This window comes from Aliihoeflea sp. 2WW (genome assembly GCF_000497755.1).
Lineage (GTDB): Bacteria > Pseudomonadota > Alphaproteobacteria > Rhizobiales > Rhizobiaceae > Aliihoeflea.
In genome coordinates, this window is the sequence record NZ_AYOD01000024.1 from 1 (window position 1) to 17,696 (window position 17,696).

Annotated in this window: 16 protein-coding genes and 2 pseudogenes; 7 read left to right on the forward strand and 11 right to left on the reverse strand. The window is 65.6% G+C overall.

Features of this window, described 5'->3' with window-relative positions:
• Positions 1-53: 53 nt before the first annotated feature.
• Both ALII_RS0112905 and ALII_RS0112910 read right to left on the reverse strand, forming a co-directional pair.
• Positions 54-1,295 carry a thiolase family protein gene (locus tag ALII_RS0112905; RefSeq protein WP_024587724.1) on the reverse strand — a complete coding sequence of 414 codons (1,242 nt, stop codon included), beginning with the start codon at positions 1,293-1,295 and terminating at the stop codon, positions 54-56.
• Complete coding sequence (locus tag ALII_RS0112910) at positions 1,292-3,166, reverse strand: feruloyl-CoA synthase (RefSeq protein ID WP_024587725.1); 1,875 nt, start codon at positions 3,164-3,166, stop codon at positions 1,292-1,294. Before ALII_RS0112910 ends, ALII_RS0112905 begins: the two co-directional genes overlap by 4 nt.
• Before the next feature lie 148 nt (positions 3,167-3,314).
• Between ALII_RS0112910 and ALII_RS0112915 the strand changes: the two genes are divergently transcribed.
• Complete coding sequence (locus ALII_RS0112915) at positions 3,315-3,593, forward strand: SCP2 sterol-binding domain-containing protein (RefSeq protein ID WP_024587726.1); 279 nt, start codon at positions 3,315-3,317, stop codon at positions 3,591-3,593.
• Positions 3,594-3,658: 65 nt separating this feature from the next.
• On the opposite strand, the pseudogene ALII_RS23300 reads toward ALII_RS0112915, so the two are convergent.
• The 3 genes and pseudogenes from ALII_RS23300 to odc2 all read right to left on the reverse strand — a co-directional run.
• Positions 3,659-3,973 (reverse strand): annotated as a pseudogene (locus ALII_RS23300) (N-acetyltransferase); the annotation flags it as partial.
• A 219-nt stretch (positions 3,974-4,192) separates the two neighbouring features.
• A pseudogene (locus ALII_RS23305) lies at positions 4,193-4,423 on the reverse strand (N-acetyltransferase); the annotation flags it as partial.
• A gap of 243 nt (positions 4,424-4,666) precedes the next feature.
• The gene (odc2, locus tag ALII_RS0112925; protein ID WP_024587728.1) at positions 4,667-5,800 is read right to left on the reverse strand and encodes an ornithine/lysine decarboxylase; all 1,134 of its coding nucleotides are present in this window, start codon (positions 5,798-5,800) and stop codon (positions 4,667-4,669) included.
• Between the two features lie 536 nt (positions 5,801-6,336).
• On the opposite strand from odc2, the gene ALII_RS0112930 reads away from it, so the two are divergent.
• The 4 genes from ALII_RS0112930 (at position 6,337) to ALII_RS0112945 (ending at position 10,409) form a co-directional block, all read left to right on the forward strand.
• A complete protein-coding gene (locus ALII_RS0112930) occupies positions 6,337-7,518 on the forward strand; it encodes an amidase (protein WP_024587729.1) in 1,182 nt (393 codons plus the stop codon).
• Between the two features lie 177 nt (positions 7,519-7,695).
• On the forward strand, positions 7,696-8,595 hold the full coding sequence (locus tag ALII_RS0112935) for a LysR family transcriptional regulator (protein ID WP_024587730.1): 900 nt from the start codon (positions 7,696-7,698) through the stop codon (positions 8,593-8,595).
• A 66-nt stretch (positions 8,596-8,661) separates the two neighbouring features.
• Positions 8,662-9,318, forward strand: coding sequence for a DUF1007 family protein (locus ALII_RS0112940; RefSeq protein WP_024587731.1), 657 nt, complete (start codon positions 8,662-8,664; stop codon positions 9,316-9,318).
• Positions 9,315-10,409 carry a nickel/cobalt transporter gene (locus tag ALII_RS0112945; protein WP_024587732.1) on the forward strand — a complete coding sequence of 365 codons (1,095 nt, stop codon included), beginning with the start codon at positions 9,315-9,317 and terminating at the stop codon, positions 10,407-10,409. Before ALII_RS0112940 ends, ALII_RS0112945 begins: the two co-directional genes overlap by 4 nt.
• A gap of 188 nt (positions 10,410-10,597) precedes the next feature.
• Here ALII_RS0112945 and ALII_RS0112950 read toward each other — a convergent pair whose 3' ends face one another.
• Together ALII_RS0112950 and ALII_RS0112955 are read right to left on the reverse strand one after the other, a co-directional pair.
• Positions 10,598-10,792: a hypothetical protein gene (locus ALII_RS0112950; RefSeq protein WP_029660503.1), complete on the reverse strand. Its 195-nt coding sequence runs from the start codon at positions 10,790-10,792 to the stop codon at positions 10,598-10,600.
• Positions 10,792-11,478, reverse strand: a complete 687-nt coding sequence (locus ALII_RS0112955) for a GNAT family protein (protein ID WP_024587733.1) — start codon at positions 11,476-11,478, stop codon at positions 10,792-10,794. Before ALII_RS0112955 ends, ALII_RS0112950 begins: the two co-directional genes overlap by 1 nt.
• A 79-nt stretch (positions 11,479-11,557) precedes the next feature.
• Here ALII_RS0112955 and ALII_RS0112960 point away from each other — a divergent pair, with 79 nt between their 5' ends.
• On the forward strand, positions 11,558-12,739 hold the full coding sequence (locus ALII_RS0112960) for a pyridoxal phosphate-dependent aminotransferase (RefSeq protein WP_024587734.1): 1,182 nt from the start codon (positions 11,558-11,560) through the stop codon (positions 12,737-12,739).
• On the opposite strand, the gene ALII_RS0112965 is transcribed toward ALII_RS0112960, so the two are convergent.
• The 4 genes from ALII_RS0112965 to ALII_RS0112980 form a co-directional block, all read right to left on the reverse strand.
• Positions 12,717-14,498 carry an SLC13 family permease gene (locus ALII_RS0112965; RefSeq protein WP_024587735.1) on the reverse strand — a complete coding sequence of 594 codons (1,782 nt, stop codon included), beginning with the start codon at positions 14,496-14,498 and terminating at the stop codon, positions 12,717-12,719. The genes ALII_RS0112960 and ALII_RS0112965 overlap by 23 nt on opposite strands.
• 70 nt (positions 14,499-14,568) lie before the next feature.
• Positions 14,569-15,321, reverse strand: coding sequence for an SDR family oxidoreductase (locus tag ALII_RS0112970; RefSeq protein WP_024587736.1), 753 nt, complete (start codon positions 15,319-15,321; stop codon positions 14,569-14,571).
• A 251-nt stretch (positions 15,322-15,572) separates the two neighbouring features.
• Entirely contained in the window at positions 15,573-16,409 is an 837-nt protein-coding gene (locus tag ALII_RS0112975) for a hypothetical protein (RefSeq protein ID WP_024587737.1), read from the reverse strand.
• 2 nt (positions 16,410-16,411) lie between these two features.
• A complete protein-coding gene (locus ALII_RS0112980; protein WP_024587738.1) occupies positions 16,412-16,855 on the reverse strand; it encodes an ABA4-like family protein in 444 nt (147 codons plus the stop codon).
• Positions 16,856-16,972: 117 nt separating this feature from the next.
• On the opposite strand from ALII_RS0112980, the gene ALII_RS0112985 reads away from it, so the two are divergent.
• Positions 16,973-17,602, forward strand: a complete 630-nt coding sequence (locus ALII_RS0112985; RefSeq protein WP_024587739.1) for a TetR/AcrR family transcriptional regulator — start codon at positions 16,973-16,975, stop codon at positions 17,600-17,602.
• Positions 17,603-17,696: the final 94 nt, after the last annotated feature.

The window sequence follows — 17,696 nt, forward strand, 5'->3', positions numbered from 1 at the left end:
GGTGTAGGCGGAGATGTCCGGCAGGACAGAGGGGGGTGTCGTAGAGCGCCACGCTACCCCACATTCTCCACCAGCACCGCAATCCCCTGCCCGCCGCCGATACACGCCGAAGCAATCCCGTACCGCCCGCCCGAGCGCTGCAATTCCCTTGCCACCGTCGTCGTGATCCGAATCCCCGTCGCCCCAAGCGGGTGCCCGATCGCAATCGCGCCGCCATTGACGTTGGTCTTCTCCTCGTCGAGCCCAAGCTCGCGAATACACGCCATGATCTGCGCGCCGAACGCCTCGTTGATCTCGATCCGGTCGATCTGGTCGAGGGTCAATCCGGCCTCTTCGAGAACGGCGCGGATTGCCGGCACCGGTCCGATGCCCATGATGTGCGGCGGCACGCCGACGCTTGCGCCGGCGATGATCCGCGCGATCGGCGTGATGCCGTTCTTTGCAGCCTGGGCCTTCGAGCCAACCAGCGAGGCCGCTGCGCCGTCGACGACGGCCGACGAATTGCCGCCGGTCTGCACACCGCCGAAAGCCGGCCGGATCTTCGCCAATGCCTCATAGGGCGACACGCGGATATGGCTATCCACCGTCACCGCCTCGACCTTGCGCGGCAGGCGAATCCAGCGATCGTTGAAGCCGTCGGCCGAGAAGGTTTCGCTCATCACTTCGACAATCTCGCCGGCCAGAAATCCGCTCTCCTGCGCCTTCACCGCGCGCGCGAAGGAGCGCTCGGCGAAGCGGTCGACCTCCTCGCGAGTGATCTGGTAGTCCCGCGCCAGATTCTCCGCCGTATCGCCCATGGTGCACGAACAAGCCGGGTCCAGCAGCGCTTCCCAGAGGAAATCCTTGAAAGCGACCTGGCCCATTTTGAAGCCGTTGCGGTGCGTGTAGGCAGCGACCGGATTGCGGCTCATGGATTCAGCGCCCGCGCACAGCACCACGCCCGCCCGTTCCTGCTCCACCATGTCGGCCGCCTGCAGGATCACCTCGATCCCCGTACCGCAGATGCGCTGGACGAGATGCGCCGGCCGATCGACCGGCACCCCGGCGTAAAGCCCGATATGGCGCGGCGTCATATAGGCGTCGAACGAGGCCTGCGCCATCGAACCGGCAATCGTCGTGTCGATCTCGTCCGGCGAAATGCCCGTCTTCTCGATCACCGCCCGCGCGGCCTTGATGCCGAGATCGATCGGCGACACCTCGGCAAAAGCGCCCGTATAGTCGACGAAGGGCGTGCGGATGCCGTCATAAAGCCAGGCATCCTCGAAGGAATAGCGAAGTCCGCGATGCTGGCTCATGAGGCTGCCTTTCGGTTGGCGAGGAGAACGTGGGCCGGCGATGGCTCGGCGTAGAGATCGTCGACCAGACCCTCGCGCGCGGCCATCACGGCACGCTGGTTGATCGAGCCCTTGTCGGTCACTTCATGCTTGTCGATCGAGGGCAGTGTGTCGAGGATGATCGCACGGGCGACGAGATTGGAGCTACCCGTCGACTTGGCCGCCAGCGCGTCGAGCCGCTTCTGGATTTCCGCGCGAACGGCCGGATGGTGCGCGACCATCTTTTCGTCCGCGCCGCCAAGCGAAGCGTCGAGCTTGCGCGCGGCGTCGAAGTCCAGCAGCAGCAGCGCGCCGATATGGTTGGCGTTGAGCCCGGTCAGCACGACGTCGCGCACATAGGGCGCGCAGGCCGAGATCAGACCGGCGCGCACGCCCGCCATGTTCACCCACGTCCCGGTCGACAGCTTGAAATCCTCCGACACGCGCCCGTCGAACAGGAACCCCCTGTTGACGTCGTCCGCATCCACGAATTTCAGCGCATCGCCGATCTTGTAGAACCCGTCCTCGTCGAAGCACTCGGCCGTCTTGTCCGGCTGGCGCCAGTAGCCCGGCGTGATGCTCGGGCCCTTCAGCCGCAGTTCCAGCTTTTCGCCGTCCGGGATCAGCTTCAATTCCAGCCCCGGCGCCGGCAGCCCCACCTCGCCCGGCCGGCCGACGGGCCAAGTCGTCGTCGAGGCGAAGGGCGCGGTCTCCGTCGAACCGTAGCCGGTGACGATCATGATCTTGTGGCCGGTGGTCTGGACCGCCAGCCGCTCCAGCGCGTCCCACACATGCTGAGCGAGCCCCGCGCCGGCATATTGCAAAAGCTCGACCTTCGAGAAAAACGTCTCGCGCAGCTTGTCGTTCTTCGACAGATGCTCGGCGAGCATCTCGAAGCCTTTGGGAACGTTGAAATAGAGCGTCGGCGCAACCTCCTCGAGATTGCGCACCGTCTTCAGGATACCCGCCGGCGTCGGATTGCCGTCATCGATGTAAAGCGTCCCGCCATTGTGGAGCGCGATGCCGAAATTATGGTTGCCACCTGCGGTATGGTTCCACGGAAGCCAGTCCACCATCACCGGCGGCTTGTCCTTCAGGAAGGCAAGCGCGGTGGCGATCATCACCTGGTTGCAGGCCATCATACGGTGCGTGTTGATCACCGCCTTCGGCATTCCGGTCGAGCCAGAGGTGAACAGGAATTTCGCCACCGTATCGCCGGTCAGCGCAGCCTCCGCCGCCTCGACGGCATCTGTCGGCGGGGTGCGAAGGAGATCGTCGAACGAAATCGCGTCCCGCCCACCCGGCGCATCGCGCGCGACGACGAGTTCCATGTCCGGCGCCATCACCGCATCGAGCGCCTTGGCGAAGGGCCCACCATCGGCGGCGAACACCAGTCCCGGCGTCAGCAGGGAAAAGATGTGCTTCAGCTTGGCATGGTCGCTCGAGACCAGCGAATAAGCCGGCGACACCGGCGCATAGGCGATCCCCGCCATCATCGCCCCGAGCGCCATCAGCCCATGCTCGATCGAATTGCCTGACAGGATCACGACCGGCCGCTCAGTCGAAAGGTCACGCTCGATCAGCGCCTGCGCGATCGCGCGGGTCTTGTCGAGAACCTCGGCATAGGTCAGCTTTCGCCATTCGCCATCCGGCCCACGGTCGGCAAGGAAGACGTGGTCGGGCGCGACTTGCGCCCAATGCCGCAGCCGATCGACAAGTGAGCGCGGATAAGGATCGAGGGCGGCCTTGGCGCGCACCCGAATGATACTGCCCCCCGGGCCCTCGCGGCTCATCTCGGCCGCCAGTTCGCCCATGTTGACCGGGCGCAGGCCCGGCATCGAAACGATCGGCATCGGTGTCCTCCCGATTATTGTTATGCGTGATAACAATAACTGCCCCCGCCTGCAAGACGGCTACCGCTGCCACCGATTGTCGTTGACGTAAACGTCAATCGGCTGCTACGCATCGGGTCAATCCAGCCATTCCTAGAGGAGTATCGAAATGGACACCGAAGCGATTGCCGCCAAGATGCGCGACAAGGTTGCCACCTCCGGCTTCGACCGTTCGGTCAAGTTCGACATGGGCGACGAGGTCATCGTGATCGACGGCCAGAACGTGTCGACCACCGACGCCCCGGCCGACTGCACGATCAAGATCTCGAAGGAAAACTTCGAAGAGCTGATCGCCGGCGAACTCAACCCGACCGCCGCCTTCATGACCGGCAAGATCAAGGTCGAGGGCGACATGTCCGTCGCCATGCAGCTCAGCCAGTTGATCTGAGCGCGTTCCTCCCGGGACATGAAAAAGGCGGCTCTCGAGCCGCCTTTTTTGTTGCCACGGCCGCGTCAGGCGACCTTGCGCACCCGCTCGCGAGCCACCCGGCGTCCCGCCGCAACCAGCGTCCCCCGCGCGCCATCGAGCGCGCCTTCGGCAAGCTCCAGCCCCAGCAACCGGTGCCGCTCATAGGGGCCCGGCGTGGCGAGTTCGCCGGTCTTCTGCGCCGAAAACCCGAACCGCTCGTAATACGCCGCGTCCCCGACGAGCAGGATCGCGCCATGCCCGAGCCGCTTCGCCTCGTCGATCGCATGCCGCATCAGCGCCGACCCGATCCCACCCGACTTCGCCCCCGGATCGACCGCGAGCGGGCCGAGCAGAAGCGCCTTCATCGGACGCGATGGTGCGAGGCCACCCCCACCCTTTATCCCTCCCCACAAGGGGGAGGGAATCGCCGACGCCCCGCCTGCGCTTTCACCGCTGTTGCCGGAAGGAAGAGCGCAACGTGCATGCCCTCCCTCCCCCTTGTGGGGAGGGATAAAGGGTGGGGGTAGCCTCGCGCCATCTTTCCCGATGAGCGGCAGTGCGACCTCACCCCCGAACGCCACGTCCCACAACCTCACCGTCCCGACGACCCGGCCCGCCACATCGCGCGCAACGAACGCCAGCCCCTCGGCCGGCAACCGCCCGCGGCGCAGCTTCTCCGACGACTTCTTCCTCCACCGCGGCCCCATGGCCCGGTCGAGCAACGCGTCGCGCGCGCAAATGTCGGCGGCGGATTCCGCCACAACGGTGACGCGCGTGATCTCCCCACCTGCGGGGGAGATGCCCGGCAGGGCAGAGGGGGGCAACGTCGAGCACAAACGATCATGTTGAGAGGGCAGCGGGACAGCGCCCCCCTCTGGGTTGCCACCCATCTCCCCCGCAAGGGGGGAGATCACCCAATCGCGCAAATCGACGCTGACATTAAGGGTCCGAAATTCCATCTCCACGATCCTTCACGAGCGGAGGTCTGTTCCACAAGCGAGCCTGCCGGCAGTGTCCCGCCGACAGGATGATCCGAAGCTGCCGAAGCCGCTTCAGATCACGTAGGATCGCAGAGGCTCGAAGCCGTTGAAAGCGACCGAGGCGTAGGTCGTGGTGTAGGCGCCGGTGCCTTCGATCAGCACTTCGTCGCCGATCGTCAGCGTCAGCGGCAGCGGGTACGGCGTCTTCTCGTACATCACGTCGGCCGAATCGCAGGTCGGGCCGGCGAGCACGCAGGGCGCCTTCTCGTCGCCGTCGCGCTCGGTGACGATCGGGTAGCGGATCGCCTCGTCCATCGTCTCGGCGAGACCGCCGAACTTGCCGATGTCGAGGAAGACCCAGCGCACATTGTCGTTGTCGGCCTTCTTCGAGATCAGCACGACTTCCGACTTGATGGTGCCGGCATTGCCGACCATGCCGCGGCCCGGCTCAATGATCGTCTCGGGCAGGCGGTTGCCGAAATGCTTCGAAAGCGACTGGAAGATCGCCTGGCCATAGGCCTGCGCGGTCGGCACGTCCTTGAGGTAACGGGTCGGGAAACCGCCGCCCATGTTGACCATCTTGAGGAGAATGCCTTCCTCGGCAAGGCGCGCGAACACGGCCTTGGCATCGCCGAGAGCCTTGTCCCAGGCGCCGAGGTCGGTCTGCTGCGAGCCGACATGGAACGACACGCCATAGGCGGCAAGGCCGAGCCGGTTGGCATGGCGCAGAACGTCGACGGCCATGGCCGGCACGCAGCCGAACTTGCGCGACAGCGGCCACTCGGCGCCTTCGCCGTCGGTCAGGACGCGGCAGAACACGCGCGCGCCGGGCGCGGCGCGGGCGACCTTTTCCACTTCCTCGACGCTGTCGACGGCGTAAAGGTCGATGCCGAGCTCATGGGCGCGCGCGACATCGCGCTCCTTCTTGATCGTGTTGCCGAAGGAGATGCGGTCGGGCGTCGCGCCGGCGTCGAGTGCCATCTCGATCTCTGCGACCGAGGCGGTGTCGAAGGACGAGCCGAGACCGGCCAGCAGGCGCAGGATCTCCGGCGCCGGATTGGCCTTGACGGCATAATAGATCTTGCTCTCGGGCAGTGCCTTTTCGAAGGCATTGAAATTGTCGGCGACGACGTCGAGGTCGACGACGAGGCAGGGGCCCGAGGGACGGCGGGTGGCGAGGAAATCGAGGACGCGCTGCGTGGCCATGTTCGTCTCCAATCGCGGCATATGCCGCTATTTGCTGCTCCCGTCTTCGGCGCGCGGCCACGGACGGGCGGTGGACAAAGGGCGTATGCGACAGCCGACACGGAACCAGCCGGTGGAGACACCGGAACCGTGTGACGCGCTTACGCGGCGGTGAGCGAACGCCATCTCGGGCGAAAGCTCGCTTTGTCTGCCTCAGCTTTGGAGAATGCCTCCGCACTGCCGGCAATGAGGGTGTGCCTCTTTGAGTACCCCGGTCTTTGGACAACCGGGAAAACACCAGAAAGGCCCGCACCGTCGTTGCTTCAAGATGTCCTCGGACTGGCGGTTGGCCGTCAGACCGACTGGAGGGGTTAGTTCCAGGTACCTTACCGGTTCCCTCACCATTCGAGGGTCGGCGGACACCCACAGGCACGTGCGACTTTGGGCAAGCGCGGATATAGGCAGAAACGATGATTCGTTCAATGAAAAATTGCACCCGCCTTGAAAAACCGGGCGCACTGAACGACCTTGCGGTTAACGTCAAACGAGACTGAACGATGACCTCGACACGCGACGACCTGAACGCCTTTCTCGACTATCCGCAAATCGAAGTTCCCCACGCCGCGACAGGCCCGCTCGCCGGGCTGACGCTGGGCGTCAAGGACATCTTCGACGTCGCAGGCCACCCGACGGGCGGCGGCAATCCCGAATTTCCCGGCGCCTCGAAGATCGCGACGACCACCGCCCCTTCGGTGCAAAAACTGCTCGATGCCGGCGCGACCTATCTCGGCAAGACGCAGACCGAGGAACTGACCTTCTCGCTGATGGGCCAGAACGTCCACTTCCCCCACCCGGTCAATCCGAGGGCGCGCGACCGCGTCACCGGTGGCTCGTCCTCCGGCTCCGCCGCTGCCGTCGCCGGCGGCCTTTGCGACATCGCGACGGCGTCGGACACCGGCGGCTCCGTGCGCGGCCCGGCGAGCTTCTGCGGCCTGATCGGCCTGCGCGCCACGCACGGTCGGCTTTCGCTCGAAAGTGCCATGCCGCTCGCCCCCAGCCTCGATGTCTTCGGCTGGTACGCGAAGGACGCGGCGACCTATGAGAAGGTTGCGGACGTGATGCTGGGCGAAGCGCCCGCGGCGCTACCGGCCGTCCGCCCGCTGCGCCTTTCCGCCTTCGACGCGCTCGTGCTCGGCCCCGACGAAGCCGCCGAATATGCCCGCATGGTGGCAATCGTCGAATCCGCCATCGGCGCCGCGCAAGAGGCCCCCGCCCTCTCCTTCTCCATCGACGATCTCTACTGGATGTTCCGCCGCATCCAGGCCTACGAGGCCTGGGCCGTCCACAGCGACTTCGTTTCGAAGACGCAGAACATGGACCCCGCCGTGCGCGCTCGGTTCGAGTTCGGCAAAACGCTCGGATGCGAGGTCGCCGTCGACGAGACGAAGAAGCGCACCGAATTGCGCGCCGAACTCGAAGCGCTGCTCGGTGCGGACGGTGTCCTGGTCCTGCCGACCATGCCTGGCGCAGCGCCGAGAAGCGCGGCCAGCGGCGACGAGCTCCTCGATTATCGCGAGCGCGCACTCCGGCTCCTCTGCCTCTCCGGCCTCTCCGGCCTGCCGCAGATCACCATCCCGCTCGGCACGGTCCACTGTGCGCCCTTCGGCATCTCGCTCATCGGCCCGCGCAACTTCGACCGCACGCTCGTCGCGCTCGCCACCCGCATCATGGCGAATTGACATCGTGCTCGGCCTCCGCGCCCCCTCCACCGCCTTTGGCGGTCCCCCTCCCCCGCTTTGCAGGGGAGGATCGACGTCGCGCCCGTCCCCAACGGTGGGTCCTCCCCTGTTTACGGGGGAGGTGGCGCGAAGCGCCGGAGGGGGCGCCCGCATCCGCATTGCAAGGAACATTCCCTGATGGACACCCTCACCCGCATGCGCGCCTTCATCGACGTGGTGGAGGCGGAGGGTTTTTCTGCCGCCGCGCGCAAGATCGGCCGCTCCAAGGCTCTTTTGTCGAAGTATGTCCGCGAGTTGGAAGACGAACTCGGCGCGCTGCTCCTCAACCGCACCACCCGGCAGTTCTCGCTGACGGAAGCCGGCCACACCTATTTCAAGCGTGCTTCCGAACTGGTGCGCGAGATCGACAGCCTCGCCGAAAGCGTGCGCGAATCCTCCGGCGACGTGAAGGGCCGCATCAAGCTCACCGCGCCGCGCACCTTCGGCGACGCGCCGATCGGCCGCTCGCTGGTGGACTTCGCCGCCGCCCATCCCGACATCACGCTCGAAATCCACCTCGACGACCGCTTCGTCGACCTCGTCGAGGAAGGCTTCGACCTCGCGATCCGCATCACCCGGCTTGCCGATTCCTCGATGATCGCGCGGCGGCTCTCGCCCTTCAGCGTGCGCGTCTGCGGCTCGCCCGAACTCATCGCCCGCGTCGGCACGCCGAAGCAGCCGCAGGACCTCGCCAAGCTGCCCTGCATCATCGACACCAATGGCCGCTGGCTTTCCAACTGGCAGTTCCAGCGCGAGAATGGCGAGATGATGAGCGTGCCGGTCTCCGGCCCGATCGAAGTCAACAGCCCGCTGACGACGCGCGCCGCCGCCTGCGCCGGCCTCGGCTTCGCGCCGCTGCCCGATTTCATTGCGGCCCCTGCGCTGGAGAGCGGCGAACTCGTCTCCGTGCTCGACGATTTCAGGCCGCAAAATGGCGGCATCTTCGCCGTCTACCCACATCGCCGCTACCTGCCGGCCAAGATCCGCGTTTTCGTCGACTTTCTCGCGCAATGGTTCAAGGAGCACGAGCGCGGCTGAGAATACGCTCCCAAATCTTGCCGCGATTCTGCTAGAGTCTCCCCGTGCAAATCACCGAGGGGCACGATGGCGATCCGCATCAGATCATTCCTGCTTGGCGCCTGCGCGCTGGCTGCCGGCACGGCGCCGGCCTTCGCCCATCCGCACGTCTTCGCCGAAGCAAGGCTCGAAATCGCCACCGAAGGCGACAAGGTCGAGGCGCTGCGCCACGTCTGGCGCTTCGACGACCTGTTCTCCTCGACCGTCATCTTCGAGTTCGACCAGAACAAGGATCTGAAGCTCGACGCCGAAGAGCTCGAGATGGTCGGTTCGGTCATCCTCGAATCGCTCGCCGAGTTCGGCTACTTCCAGTTCGTCACGGCGAACGGCAAGGACATCGCGATGAACCCGCCGGAGCGGATCGTCGCGACGCTGGAAGATCAGCAGCTCCTGATCCTGTTCGAATCGACCCCCAAGGAAGAACTGGCGCTCGACGGAAATCTCCACTTCGGCGTCTACGATCCGACCTTCTACACCGCGATCGATTTCTACGACGACACCAACCTCGTCGTCGCCGCGATGCCCGAAGCCTGCAGCAAGGAAGTCGTGCGGCCGGACCCGGACGAGGCGCTGGCGATGAACCAGCAATCGCTGACCGAAGCCTTCTTCACCGAGCCGGGCGGCGTCGACTATTCGAAACTCTTCGCGACCCGGCTCGAAATTTCCTGCGGAGCGGCCGGATGATGCAGCTTTCCAGGCGCACCGTGCGCGTCTTCTTCACCGCCGTCGCGCTCGTCTACGTCGCCACGCATTTCCTCGGCCACGCGCACGCGCAAAGTTCGCTCGGCATTGGCGCGGCGGAAGTCGCGGCGCCCTCGACCGGCCTCTTCGCCGGCACGCTCAACTGGATCAACGCGCAGCAGCAGGACTTCTATCGCTCGCTGACCGGCGCGCTGCGCTCCATGCGCGACGGCGGCTCCGGCGTCTGGCTGCTCGTCGGCCTCTCCTTCGCCTACGGCATCTTCCACGCCGCCGGCCCCGGCCACGGCAAGGCCGTCATCTCGTCCTATATGCTGGCGAACGAGGTCGCGCTGCGCCGCGGCGTCATGCTCTCGTTCGTCTCCGCCATGCTGCAGGCGGTCACCGCGATCGCCGTGATGGGCGCGGTCTATCTCATGCTGCGCGGCACCGCCGTCTCGATGACCGACGCGACGCGCTTCCTCGAAATCGCCAGCTTCGCCCTCGTCGCCGCCTTCGGCGCCTGGCTCCTTTGGAAGAAGGCCGGCCCGCCCCTCGCCGGCCTGATCTGGGGCCGCCCAGTCCGTGCCCTGTCGGCAGCGGCTGCCGTTCACGATCATTCCCACAGCCACGAACATCACCACGGTCAGGCTTGCACGTACGATCATCACCACGATCACGCGCATGCGCATGAGCACACCCATGCGAGCCACGACGCGGTCTGCTCGACCTGCGGCCATTCCCACGCGCCCGATCCGGCGATGCTGTCGGGCGACCGCTTCGACTGGAAAACGGCATGGGCGGCGATCGTCGCCGTCGGCATGCGCCCCTGCACCGGCGCACTCGTCGTCCTGTCCTTCGCCTTCCTGAACGGCCTGTGGCTCGGCGGCTTCCTCTCGGTCTTCGCCATGGCGATCGGCACGGCGATCACCGTCTCGATCCTCGCCACGATGGCCGTCCTCGCGAAGAACTGGGCGGTCGCCTTCGCCGGCGACGGCCGCACCGGCAACCGCGTTCACACCACCATCGAAATCGCCGGCGCCGCCTTCGTGTTCCTGCTCGGCGTCACGCTGCTCACGGCGAGCTTGAGCGTCTGATCGTCAGGCGTCATCCCGTAACGTCGATGGCGAGGCCTGGATTCCTGTGACAAGCACAGGAATGACGGAGGCATGAACGTCATGCCAATTCTGAACTGTCAGTGACCGGCACTTCCCCCGATGCCGTCATTCCTGTGCTTGTCACAGGAATCCAGGCCTCTTCCCCTCCACCACGCATACGCCCGAGACTACCGCTTCATCCGCCCGCGCACCCAGAAGATCATGAAGAACGCCACCAGAAACAGCGCCGCCACCGCGCCTGCCAGCCACGGCGAAATCTCGATCGCCGCCAGCATGATCGCCGGCATGAAATAGGCGACGAACGCCACGCAGGCGAGAATGATCGCCGCCGCTATCGCAGAATTCCTGGTATCCCGGTCCATCATTCGCTCTTTGCTGCCGCGAAGTCTTCCAGCTTCTTTTTCTGCCGGCCGTCGCGGTCGAAATTGTCCTCGTCGAGCCACGCCTCGAAGGCCGCGCGCCGTGCCGGCCAGTCGCCGTCGAGCATCGCATACCAGGCCGTGTCGCGGCTCTCGCCCTTGATCACCATGTGCTGGCGAAAGACGCCTTCATAGTCGAAGCCGAAGCGGCGCGCTGCGCGGCGCGATGCCACGTTGCGGTCGTTGCACTTCCATTCGAAGCGGCGATAGCCGAGCTCGTCGAAGAGATGGCGCGCGAGAAGATAGATGGTCTCGGTCGCCATCCGGCTCTTGGCCATGTCCGGCCCCCAATAGATGTGGCCGACTTCCGCCACCCCGTTCGCCCGGTCGATCCGCATCAGCGCCATGCGCCCCTTGGCGCGCCCGTCCGCCTTGTCGACGCAGGCGAAGAACATCGGGTCGGGCGAGGCCTGGAACCGGTCGAGCCAGGGCTGCAGCGCGGCCCGATCGGCCGGCGGCGTGTCGGAGAGATAGCGCATGCGCTCACCCGCGTCCGGCACGCTCTTGGCCGCGAAGAGCTGGTCGCCATGATCGTCGGCATTGAGCGGCTCCAGCCGCACATAGCGCCCGTCATGGGCCTGGCGCGGCGGCATCGGCCGCGCCGTCCACCCGCTCAACTCCTGCGCCATGCGTCTCTCCCGTTTGACATTGTCGTCCAGCGCTCCCACAAACGAGCCCGATCTGCAAGACGGGAGGCTTGGCCAACATATGCTCCAGACGATTTCCGCTTTCGACCGCATCGGCGAGGAAAACGCCTTCGCCGTTCTGGCCCGCGCGACCGAACTCGCGCAGTCCGGCAAGGACATCGTCAATCTGGGCATCGGCCAGCCCGATTTCCGCACGCCCGACCACATCGTCGAAGCCGCCATCAAGGCCCTGCGCGACGGCCATCATGGCTACACGCCGGCAACCGGCCTTCTGGCCACCCGCGAAGCCGTCGCCCGCCGCACGCTCGCCACCACCGGCGTCGAGATCTCGCCCGAAAGCGTGATGATCATGCCCGGCGGCAAGCCGACAATGTTTGCCGCGATCCTGATGTTCGGCGAGCCGGGAACGGAAATCCTCTACCCCGATCCGGGCTTTCCCATCTACAAGTCGATGATCGATTTCACCGGCGCGAAAGCGGTCCCGGTCCCGATCCGCGAGGAAAACGGCTTCGCCTTTTCCGCCGAGGAAACGCTGTCGCTGATCACACCCCAAACGCGGCTCCTGATCCTCAACTCCCCCGCCAACCCGACCGGCGGCGTAACCCCGCGCGCCGAGATCGAGAAGCTCGTCGCCGGCCTCGCCGACCATCCGCATGTCGCCATCATGTCCGACGAGATCTACGACGTCATGACCTATGACGGCGAGACCGCGACGTCGCTGCTCCAATTCCCGGAAATCCGCGAACGGCTGATCGTCCTCAACGGCTGGTCGAAAACCTGGGCGATGACCGGCTGGCGCATGGGCTGGTCGATCTGGCCGGATTCGCTCTATGGCAAGGTGCGCAAGCTCGCCGTCAATTGCTGGTCCTGCGTCAACGCGCCGTCGCAATATGCCGGCATCGCCGCCATCGACGGCCCGCAGGACGAGGTGGCCACGATGATGCGCGCCTTCGACCGGCGCCGGAAAATCGTGGTCGACGGCCTCAACGCCATCGACGGCATTTCCTGCATCGTGCCGAAAGGCGCGTTCTATGCCTTCCCCAACATCTCGCAGACCGGCTGGAAGGCGAAGAAGCTCGCCTCCGCGCTTCTGGAAGAAACCGGCGTCGCTCTCATCGGCGGGCCGGATTTCGGCACGCTCGGCGAAGGCTACATCCGCCTCTCCTACGCCAATTCCGAAGAGAACATCCTGCGCGCACTCGAGCGGGTTTCAGCCTTCCTCAAAGGCCGTAATACCAACTGATCGCGAAACACGTCGCGATGCCGACGATGACGTTCATCGGCAGGCCGATCTTGACGAAGTCCGAGAAGCGATAATTTCCCGCGCCATAGACCAGCGTGTTGGTCTGGTAACCGATGGGCGTGGCAAAGCTCGCGCTCGCGCCGAACATGACCGCGACGACCAGCGCGCGCGGCTCGACGCCGAGTTGCTGCCCGAGCCCGATGACGATCGGCGTCACCAGCACGGCAACGGCGTTGTTGGTCACGCATTCGGTCAGCGTCGAGGCAAGCGCATAGACCATCAGCAGCAGGACGAACGGCGTCACCGTCGTCATCAAGGGCGTCAGCGTCTCGACGATCAACGTCACCGCGCCGGTGTTCTGCAGCCCTTGGCCGACGATCAACATCGAGAAGATCAGGATCAGGATCGCGCCGTCGATCGAGCCCCAGGCCTCGTCGGCGTCGATGCAGCGCAAGACCAGAATGGCGGCGACGGCGATCATCGCCAGAATGCCGATATCCATCACGTCGAATGCGGCGAGCACGACGACGAGCCCCAGCGCCAGAAGCGCCAGCGGCGCCTTGGTGCGCCGGAATGCGCGCGCGGTCGAGCGCGTCACCGAGACGAGGTCGCTCTGGTCGGACAATTCGTCGAGCCCCTCGGATGTCCCCTCCAGCAAGAGCCGGTCGGCCGGCCGCAGCATCACGCTGCCGAGGTCGGGACCCGGCACGTGGCGGTGCCTGTGAACGCCAAGGATGCGCACGCCGAAGCGACGCCCGAGCGACAGGCTGGAAAGGCGCGTGCCCTGGCTGTAGCGCCCCGGCGCCACGACGGCCTCGACCGCGATCTGGTCTCCCTCGCGCACCGCGCCGCGCCGCTGGCCGATCCGCAGCCCCTCCTTTTCGCTCAGCGTCAGCAGTTCGGAGGATTTCGCGACGATGATGATCGCATCGTTCTTCTTCAGGACGATGTCGCCGACATCCTTTCGAATGGTTCGCCCCTCCGAGCGCACGCCGGTGATGCGCAGCCCCGGCTGCTTGAAGTCGGCGATCTCCTTGATCGGCTTTTCGGTATAGGGGCCGTCCACGAGCACCGTCACTTCGGAAAGATACTCCGTTTCCTCCGCGTCCATCGCCTCGCCGCCCTCCTCGCGCCTGTCGGGCAGCAGGAACCGTCCGAGGACGAGCATCGTCGCCACGCCTGTCAGTGCGGCGACGATGCCGACCGGCGTGATCTCGAAGATCGAAAACGGTTCGAGCCCCTGCTCGCGCGCGACGCCGTCGACGAGCAGGTTCGTCGAGGTGCCGATCAGCGTCAGCGTGCCGCCGAGGATCGCGGCGTAGGAGATGGGGATCAGGAGCCGCGTCGAGGCGATGTCGAGGGCTCCCGCGAGCCGGATGACGATCGGGATCAGCACCAGCACGACGGGCGTGTTGTTCATGAAGGCGGATGCCGCAAGCGTGGCAAACAGAAAGAAGCCCAGCGCCAGCATCGGATGCTTCTTGGCGCGTTCCAGCACCATTCCGGCGACGCTCTCCAGCACGCCGGTACGCACCAGCGCGCCCGAAAGCACGAACATGGCACCGATGGTGAGCGGAGCGGAATTGGAAAACACCGCCATCGCCTGGTCGCTCTGCACAAAGCCGAGCAGGATGAAAATCGCGGCCCCGGCAGCGGCCGTCACATCGGCCGGATATTTCTCCCAGATGAACATGGCGAACAGCGCCACGACCAGCCCCAGCGCGACGAGCGCCTCGTAACCGGCAAACAGATCCGCCATCGTCCCCTCATGCACCCCGAACTCGCCTTCCAACGCCGCATCGCGCGCATTGGTCCGGCCGCCAGAAAATTTATCCGCGCCCGACGAACGGCATCTTGGTCGCCATCACGTTCATGAACAGCACATTGGCCTCGAGGGGAAGGCTCGCCATGTGCAGCACCGCGTCGGCGACATGGCCGACATCCATTACCGCCTCGGGCGCGATCTCGCCATTGGCCTGCGGCACGCCCTTGGCCATCGGCGCCGCCATTTCGGTAAACGCGTTTCCGATGTCGATCTGCCCGCAGGCAATGTCGAACGGCCGGCCGTCCAGCGCCAGCGTCTTGGTCAGGCCGGTGATCGCGTGCTTGGTCGCCGTATAGGGCACCGAGCCCGGACGCGGCGCATAGGCCGAGATCGAGCCATTGTTGATGATCCGCCCGCCCATCGGGCTTTGCCGGCGCATCAGGCCGAAGGCCGAGCGCGCGCACAGGAACGAGCCGGTCAGATTGACGTCGACGACGTCGTGCCAGACCTCGACCGGAATCTCGTCGATGGTCGTCGACTTGTAGCCCATGCCGGCATTGTTGAAGAGAAGGTCGAGCCGGCCGAATTCTTCCTCGATGCGCTCGAACAGCTTTTCGACCTGCTCGGCGCGCGACACGTCGCAGGCGATCGCCAGCCCACGTGCCGGCGCCTGCCCGATCGCCGCCACCGCCTCGTCGAGCTTCTCCTGCCGGCGCCCGGTGAACACCGTATGCCAGCCGGCATGCACGAGCGCAGTGGCGACAGCCTGGCCGATGCCCGAGCCTGCGCCTGTGACGAGTGCGAATTTGTCCTGCATGTCGTGTCCCCCATCTCCGTTGACAGACGGATCGCAGAAGCCCGGCGGGCGCGCAAGGGCAGGACACAAAGGAAGGCGGCCATTCGCGGCCGCCTGAGTTTGGAATCGGTGCTTGGGAGGAGGAGGAACAACCCGATTCGTTCGTTAAGAATGCGATACGAAGCTTAACCGAAGGTTAACTCCCGCATCGGACCGAAAAGTGAAGCCCGGTTCTTGGATCATTCCGATGCGCCATAGAAAATGCGGTCGCCCTAACCCATGAATGCAAGGAACGGCCTGCCGGACAGCGCCTGGACGAAGGTAAACGCCACCAGCGCGACGAAGAGGATCGTCGCGATCCGGATCGGCCGCCGCTCCTCGCGCCCGAAGATCGCGAGCGAGGCGAGACCGACGACGGGCAGGAAGTGCATCGCATGGGTGGAGAAGAAATGCGCCACGCGCAGATCGCCGCCATCCCGCGCCCAGCCGAAGATCGCGAGCCCGGCAGCGTCGGACCGCATACCGCCGACCCAGTGCCCGTCGAATGCGCTCATCGTTCCGGCGGTGATCACCGTCAGCGGCAGGACGAGTGCCAGCCCGGCGACGATGCTCTCCTTGACCACCGGTGGCAGGCCGGTCTCGCGGTTCTTTGCGATCTGCCAGGCATAGACGGCGCTGGCCGAGGTCAGCACGACGGCGAGCGCGCCCATCGACATGTAGATCGCCTCGCCCGCCGGCGACTTGTTGAAATGCGCCGGCACCCCATTCGCGGCCGCGCCCATCAGCCAGATCGTCTCGAGCAGGATCGCGCCGATCACCGCACCGATATAGATGCGATACCAGCGCTTGTCCTGCGTACCCGCCGGCAGCCAGCGCGCGAAGAAGGCCAGCGTCAGGGCATAGACCGCCAGCGCGAACTGGAACTTCACCGGCTTCGACCAGACCGAAACGTCGTTGGTCAGCCGGCCGTCGACGATGCCCGCGAAAAGCGTCGGCAGCAGAAGCGCCAGAAGCAGGAACCCGAGCGCGGCGAGCGCGCGCTCCGAACCGAATATGCGGTTCAGGGACATCGGCCGGACGGGCGCATGGTCGAGTGCGAGCGTTGTCATGGTCAGCGTCCCCCGATGGCGGGCGCGGCGCGGACCTGAAGCAGCACGGCGCGGATGGCGACGAAGGCGAGATAGCCCGCCGGTCCGAACAGGAAGGTCAGCGGCAGGCAGGGCAGCACGAGCCAGAACGGAACTCCATCCGCCCGGCCCCGACGCACGATCCAAGCGCCGACGAAAAGGTCGAAGGCAAGGTAATGCAGCCAGCCGGCAAGCAGCAATTCGCGCGTCTGGAAGAGTTGCGCCACCTCGTCCAGCGACCCGAACCCGCCCTCCGCCCGCGTCCAGAAGGCGAGGATCAGCCCGGCATAGGCGATGGAGATCAGCGCCGGCATCGCATAGGCGGCAGCGAGGTCGCTGAGGCGCGGGATCAAGGGACTGATCAAGAGTGTCGCCCATCCGGCGACCGCGATCAGCGTGGCATATTGGAAGATCAAATCGGCACTCATCGGCATTTCCCCTTCCCCGTCTGGCGGCCACGCCGCTCCTTGACAGCGTCAAGATTGAATGCTGCCAGAAATCTTTCCATTGTCAACATCGAAAATCGAGGCCATTTAGAAGGGGCAATGCTGGAGACCGATTTGCCCACCGCCGCACCCCGCAAGACCTACCACCATGGCGATCTGCGCCAGACGCTGATCGCCGCGGCCGAAGCCGAACTGATCGAGAAGGGTCTGGAGGGCTTTTCGCTGCGCGGCTGCGCCAAGCGCGCCGGCGTCTCGCACGCGGCCCCCGCCCACCATTTCAAGGATGCCGACGCGCTCCTGTCCGCCTTGGCCGCCGAGGGTTTCGACCGCCTCAATGCCTCGATGGCGGAAGCGATGGACGCCGTGGACGGCGACATGATGGAGAAATTCGTCGCATCGGGTGTCGGCTACGTCGACTTCGCCTGCGCCAACCCGGCACTCTTCCACCTGATGTTCGGCTCGCGCCGTCCCGACCACGAATCCCCACCGCTCGCCGAAGCCGGCGGCCGTGCCTTCGCCGTCCTCACCGGCAACGTCGCGACGATGACCGGCCGCGACTACGCCACCGACCCCGCCGCCGGCGAAGACGTCATCGCCGCCTGGGCCATGGTCCACGGCCTCTCAGAGTTGCTCATCGGCGGCAAGCTGCACCTGCCCGAAGACATGCCCCGCCCAGCCTTCAAAGCCCTCATCTCGGCCATCATCCGCCGATCGGGGCCGAAGATTTAGCCAGATTTGAAAATCCTGCGCCGCTGCCCGAGCTGAGCAAAGAGTCCTCCGAATTGACCCCCACCCTTTATCCCTCCCCACAAGGGGGAGGGAG

Excerpts from the sequence above, each read along its gene's own strand:
- ALII_RS0112955 (WP_024587733.1), bottom strand. The coding sequence starts at position 11,478 with ATGGCGCAGGAGTTGAGCGGGTGGACGGCGCGGCCGATGCCGCCGCGC.
- ALII_RS0112980 (WP_024587738.1), bottom strand. The coding sequence starts at position 16,855 with ATGAGTGCCGATTTGATCTTCCAATATGCCACGCTGATCGCGGTCGCC.
- ALII_RS0112935 (WP_024587730.1), top strand. The coding sequence starts at position 7,696 with ATGGACACCCTCACCCGCATGCGCGCCTTCATCGACGTGGTGGAGGCG.
- ALII_RS0112915 (WP_024587726.1), top strand. The coding sequence starts at position 3,315 with ATGGACACCGAAGCGATTGCCGCCAAGATGCGCGACAAGGTTGCCACC.
- ALII_RS0112940 (WP_024587731.1), top strand. The coding sequence starts at position 8,662 with ATGGCGATCCGCATCAGATCATTCCTGCTTGGCGCCTGCGCGCTGGCT.
- ALII_RS0112970 (WP_024587736.1), bottom strand. The coding sequence starts at position 15,321 with ATGCAGGACAAATTCGCACTCGTCACAGGCGCAGGCTCGGGCATCGGC.
- ALII_RS0112905 (WP_024587724.1), bottom strand. The coding sequence starts at position 1,295 with ATGAGCCAGCATCGCGGACTTCGCTATTCCTTCGAGGATGCCTGGCTT.
- ALII_RS0112910 (WP_024587725.1), bottom strand. The coding sequence starts at position 3,166 with ATGCCGATCGTTTCGATGCCGGGCCTGCGCCCGGTCAACATGGGCGAA.
- odc2 (WP_024587728.1), bottom strand. The coding sequence starts at position 5,800 with ATGGCCACGCAGCGCGTCCTCGATTTCCTCGCCACCCGCCGTCCCTCG.
- ALII_RS0112945 (WP_024587732.1), top strand. The coding sequence starts at position 9,315 with ATGATGCAGCTTTCCAGGCGCACCGTGCGCGTCTTCTTCACCGCCGTC.
- ALII_RS0112985 (WP_024587739.1), top strand. The coding sequence starts at position 16,973 with ATGCTGGAGACCGATTTGCCCACCGCCGCACCCCGCAAGACCTACCAC.
- ALII_RS0112960 (WP_024587734.1), top strand. The coding sequence starts at position 11,558 with ATGCTCCAGACGATTTCCGCTTTCGACCGCATCGGCGAGGAAAACGCC.
- ALII_RS0112965 (WP_024587735.1), bottom strand. The coding sequence starts at position 14,498 with ATGGCGGATCTGTTTGCCGGTTACGAGGCGCTCGTCGCGCTGGGGCTG.
- ALII_RS0112950 (WP_029660503.1), bottom strand. The coding sequence starts at position 10,792 with ATGGACCGGGATACCAGGAATTCTGCGATAGCGGCGGCGATCATTCTC.
- ALII_RS0112975 (WP_024587737.1), bottom strand. The coding sequence starts at position 16,409 with ATGACAACGCTCGCACTCGACCATGCGCCCGTCCGGCCGATGTCCCTG.
- ALII_RS0112930 (WP_024587729.1), top strand. The coding sequence starts at position 6,337 with ATGACCTCGACACGCGACGACCTGAACGCCTTTCTCGACTATCCGCAA.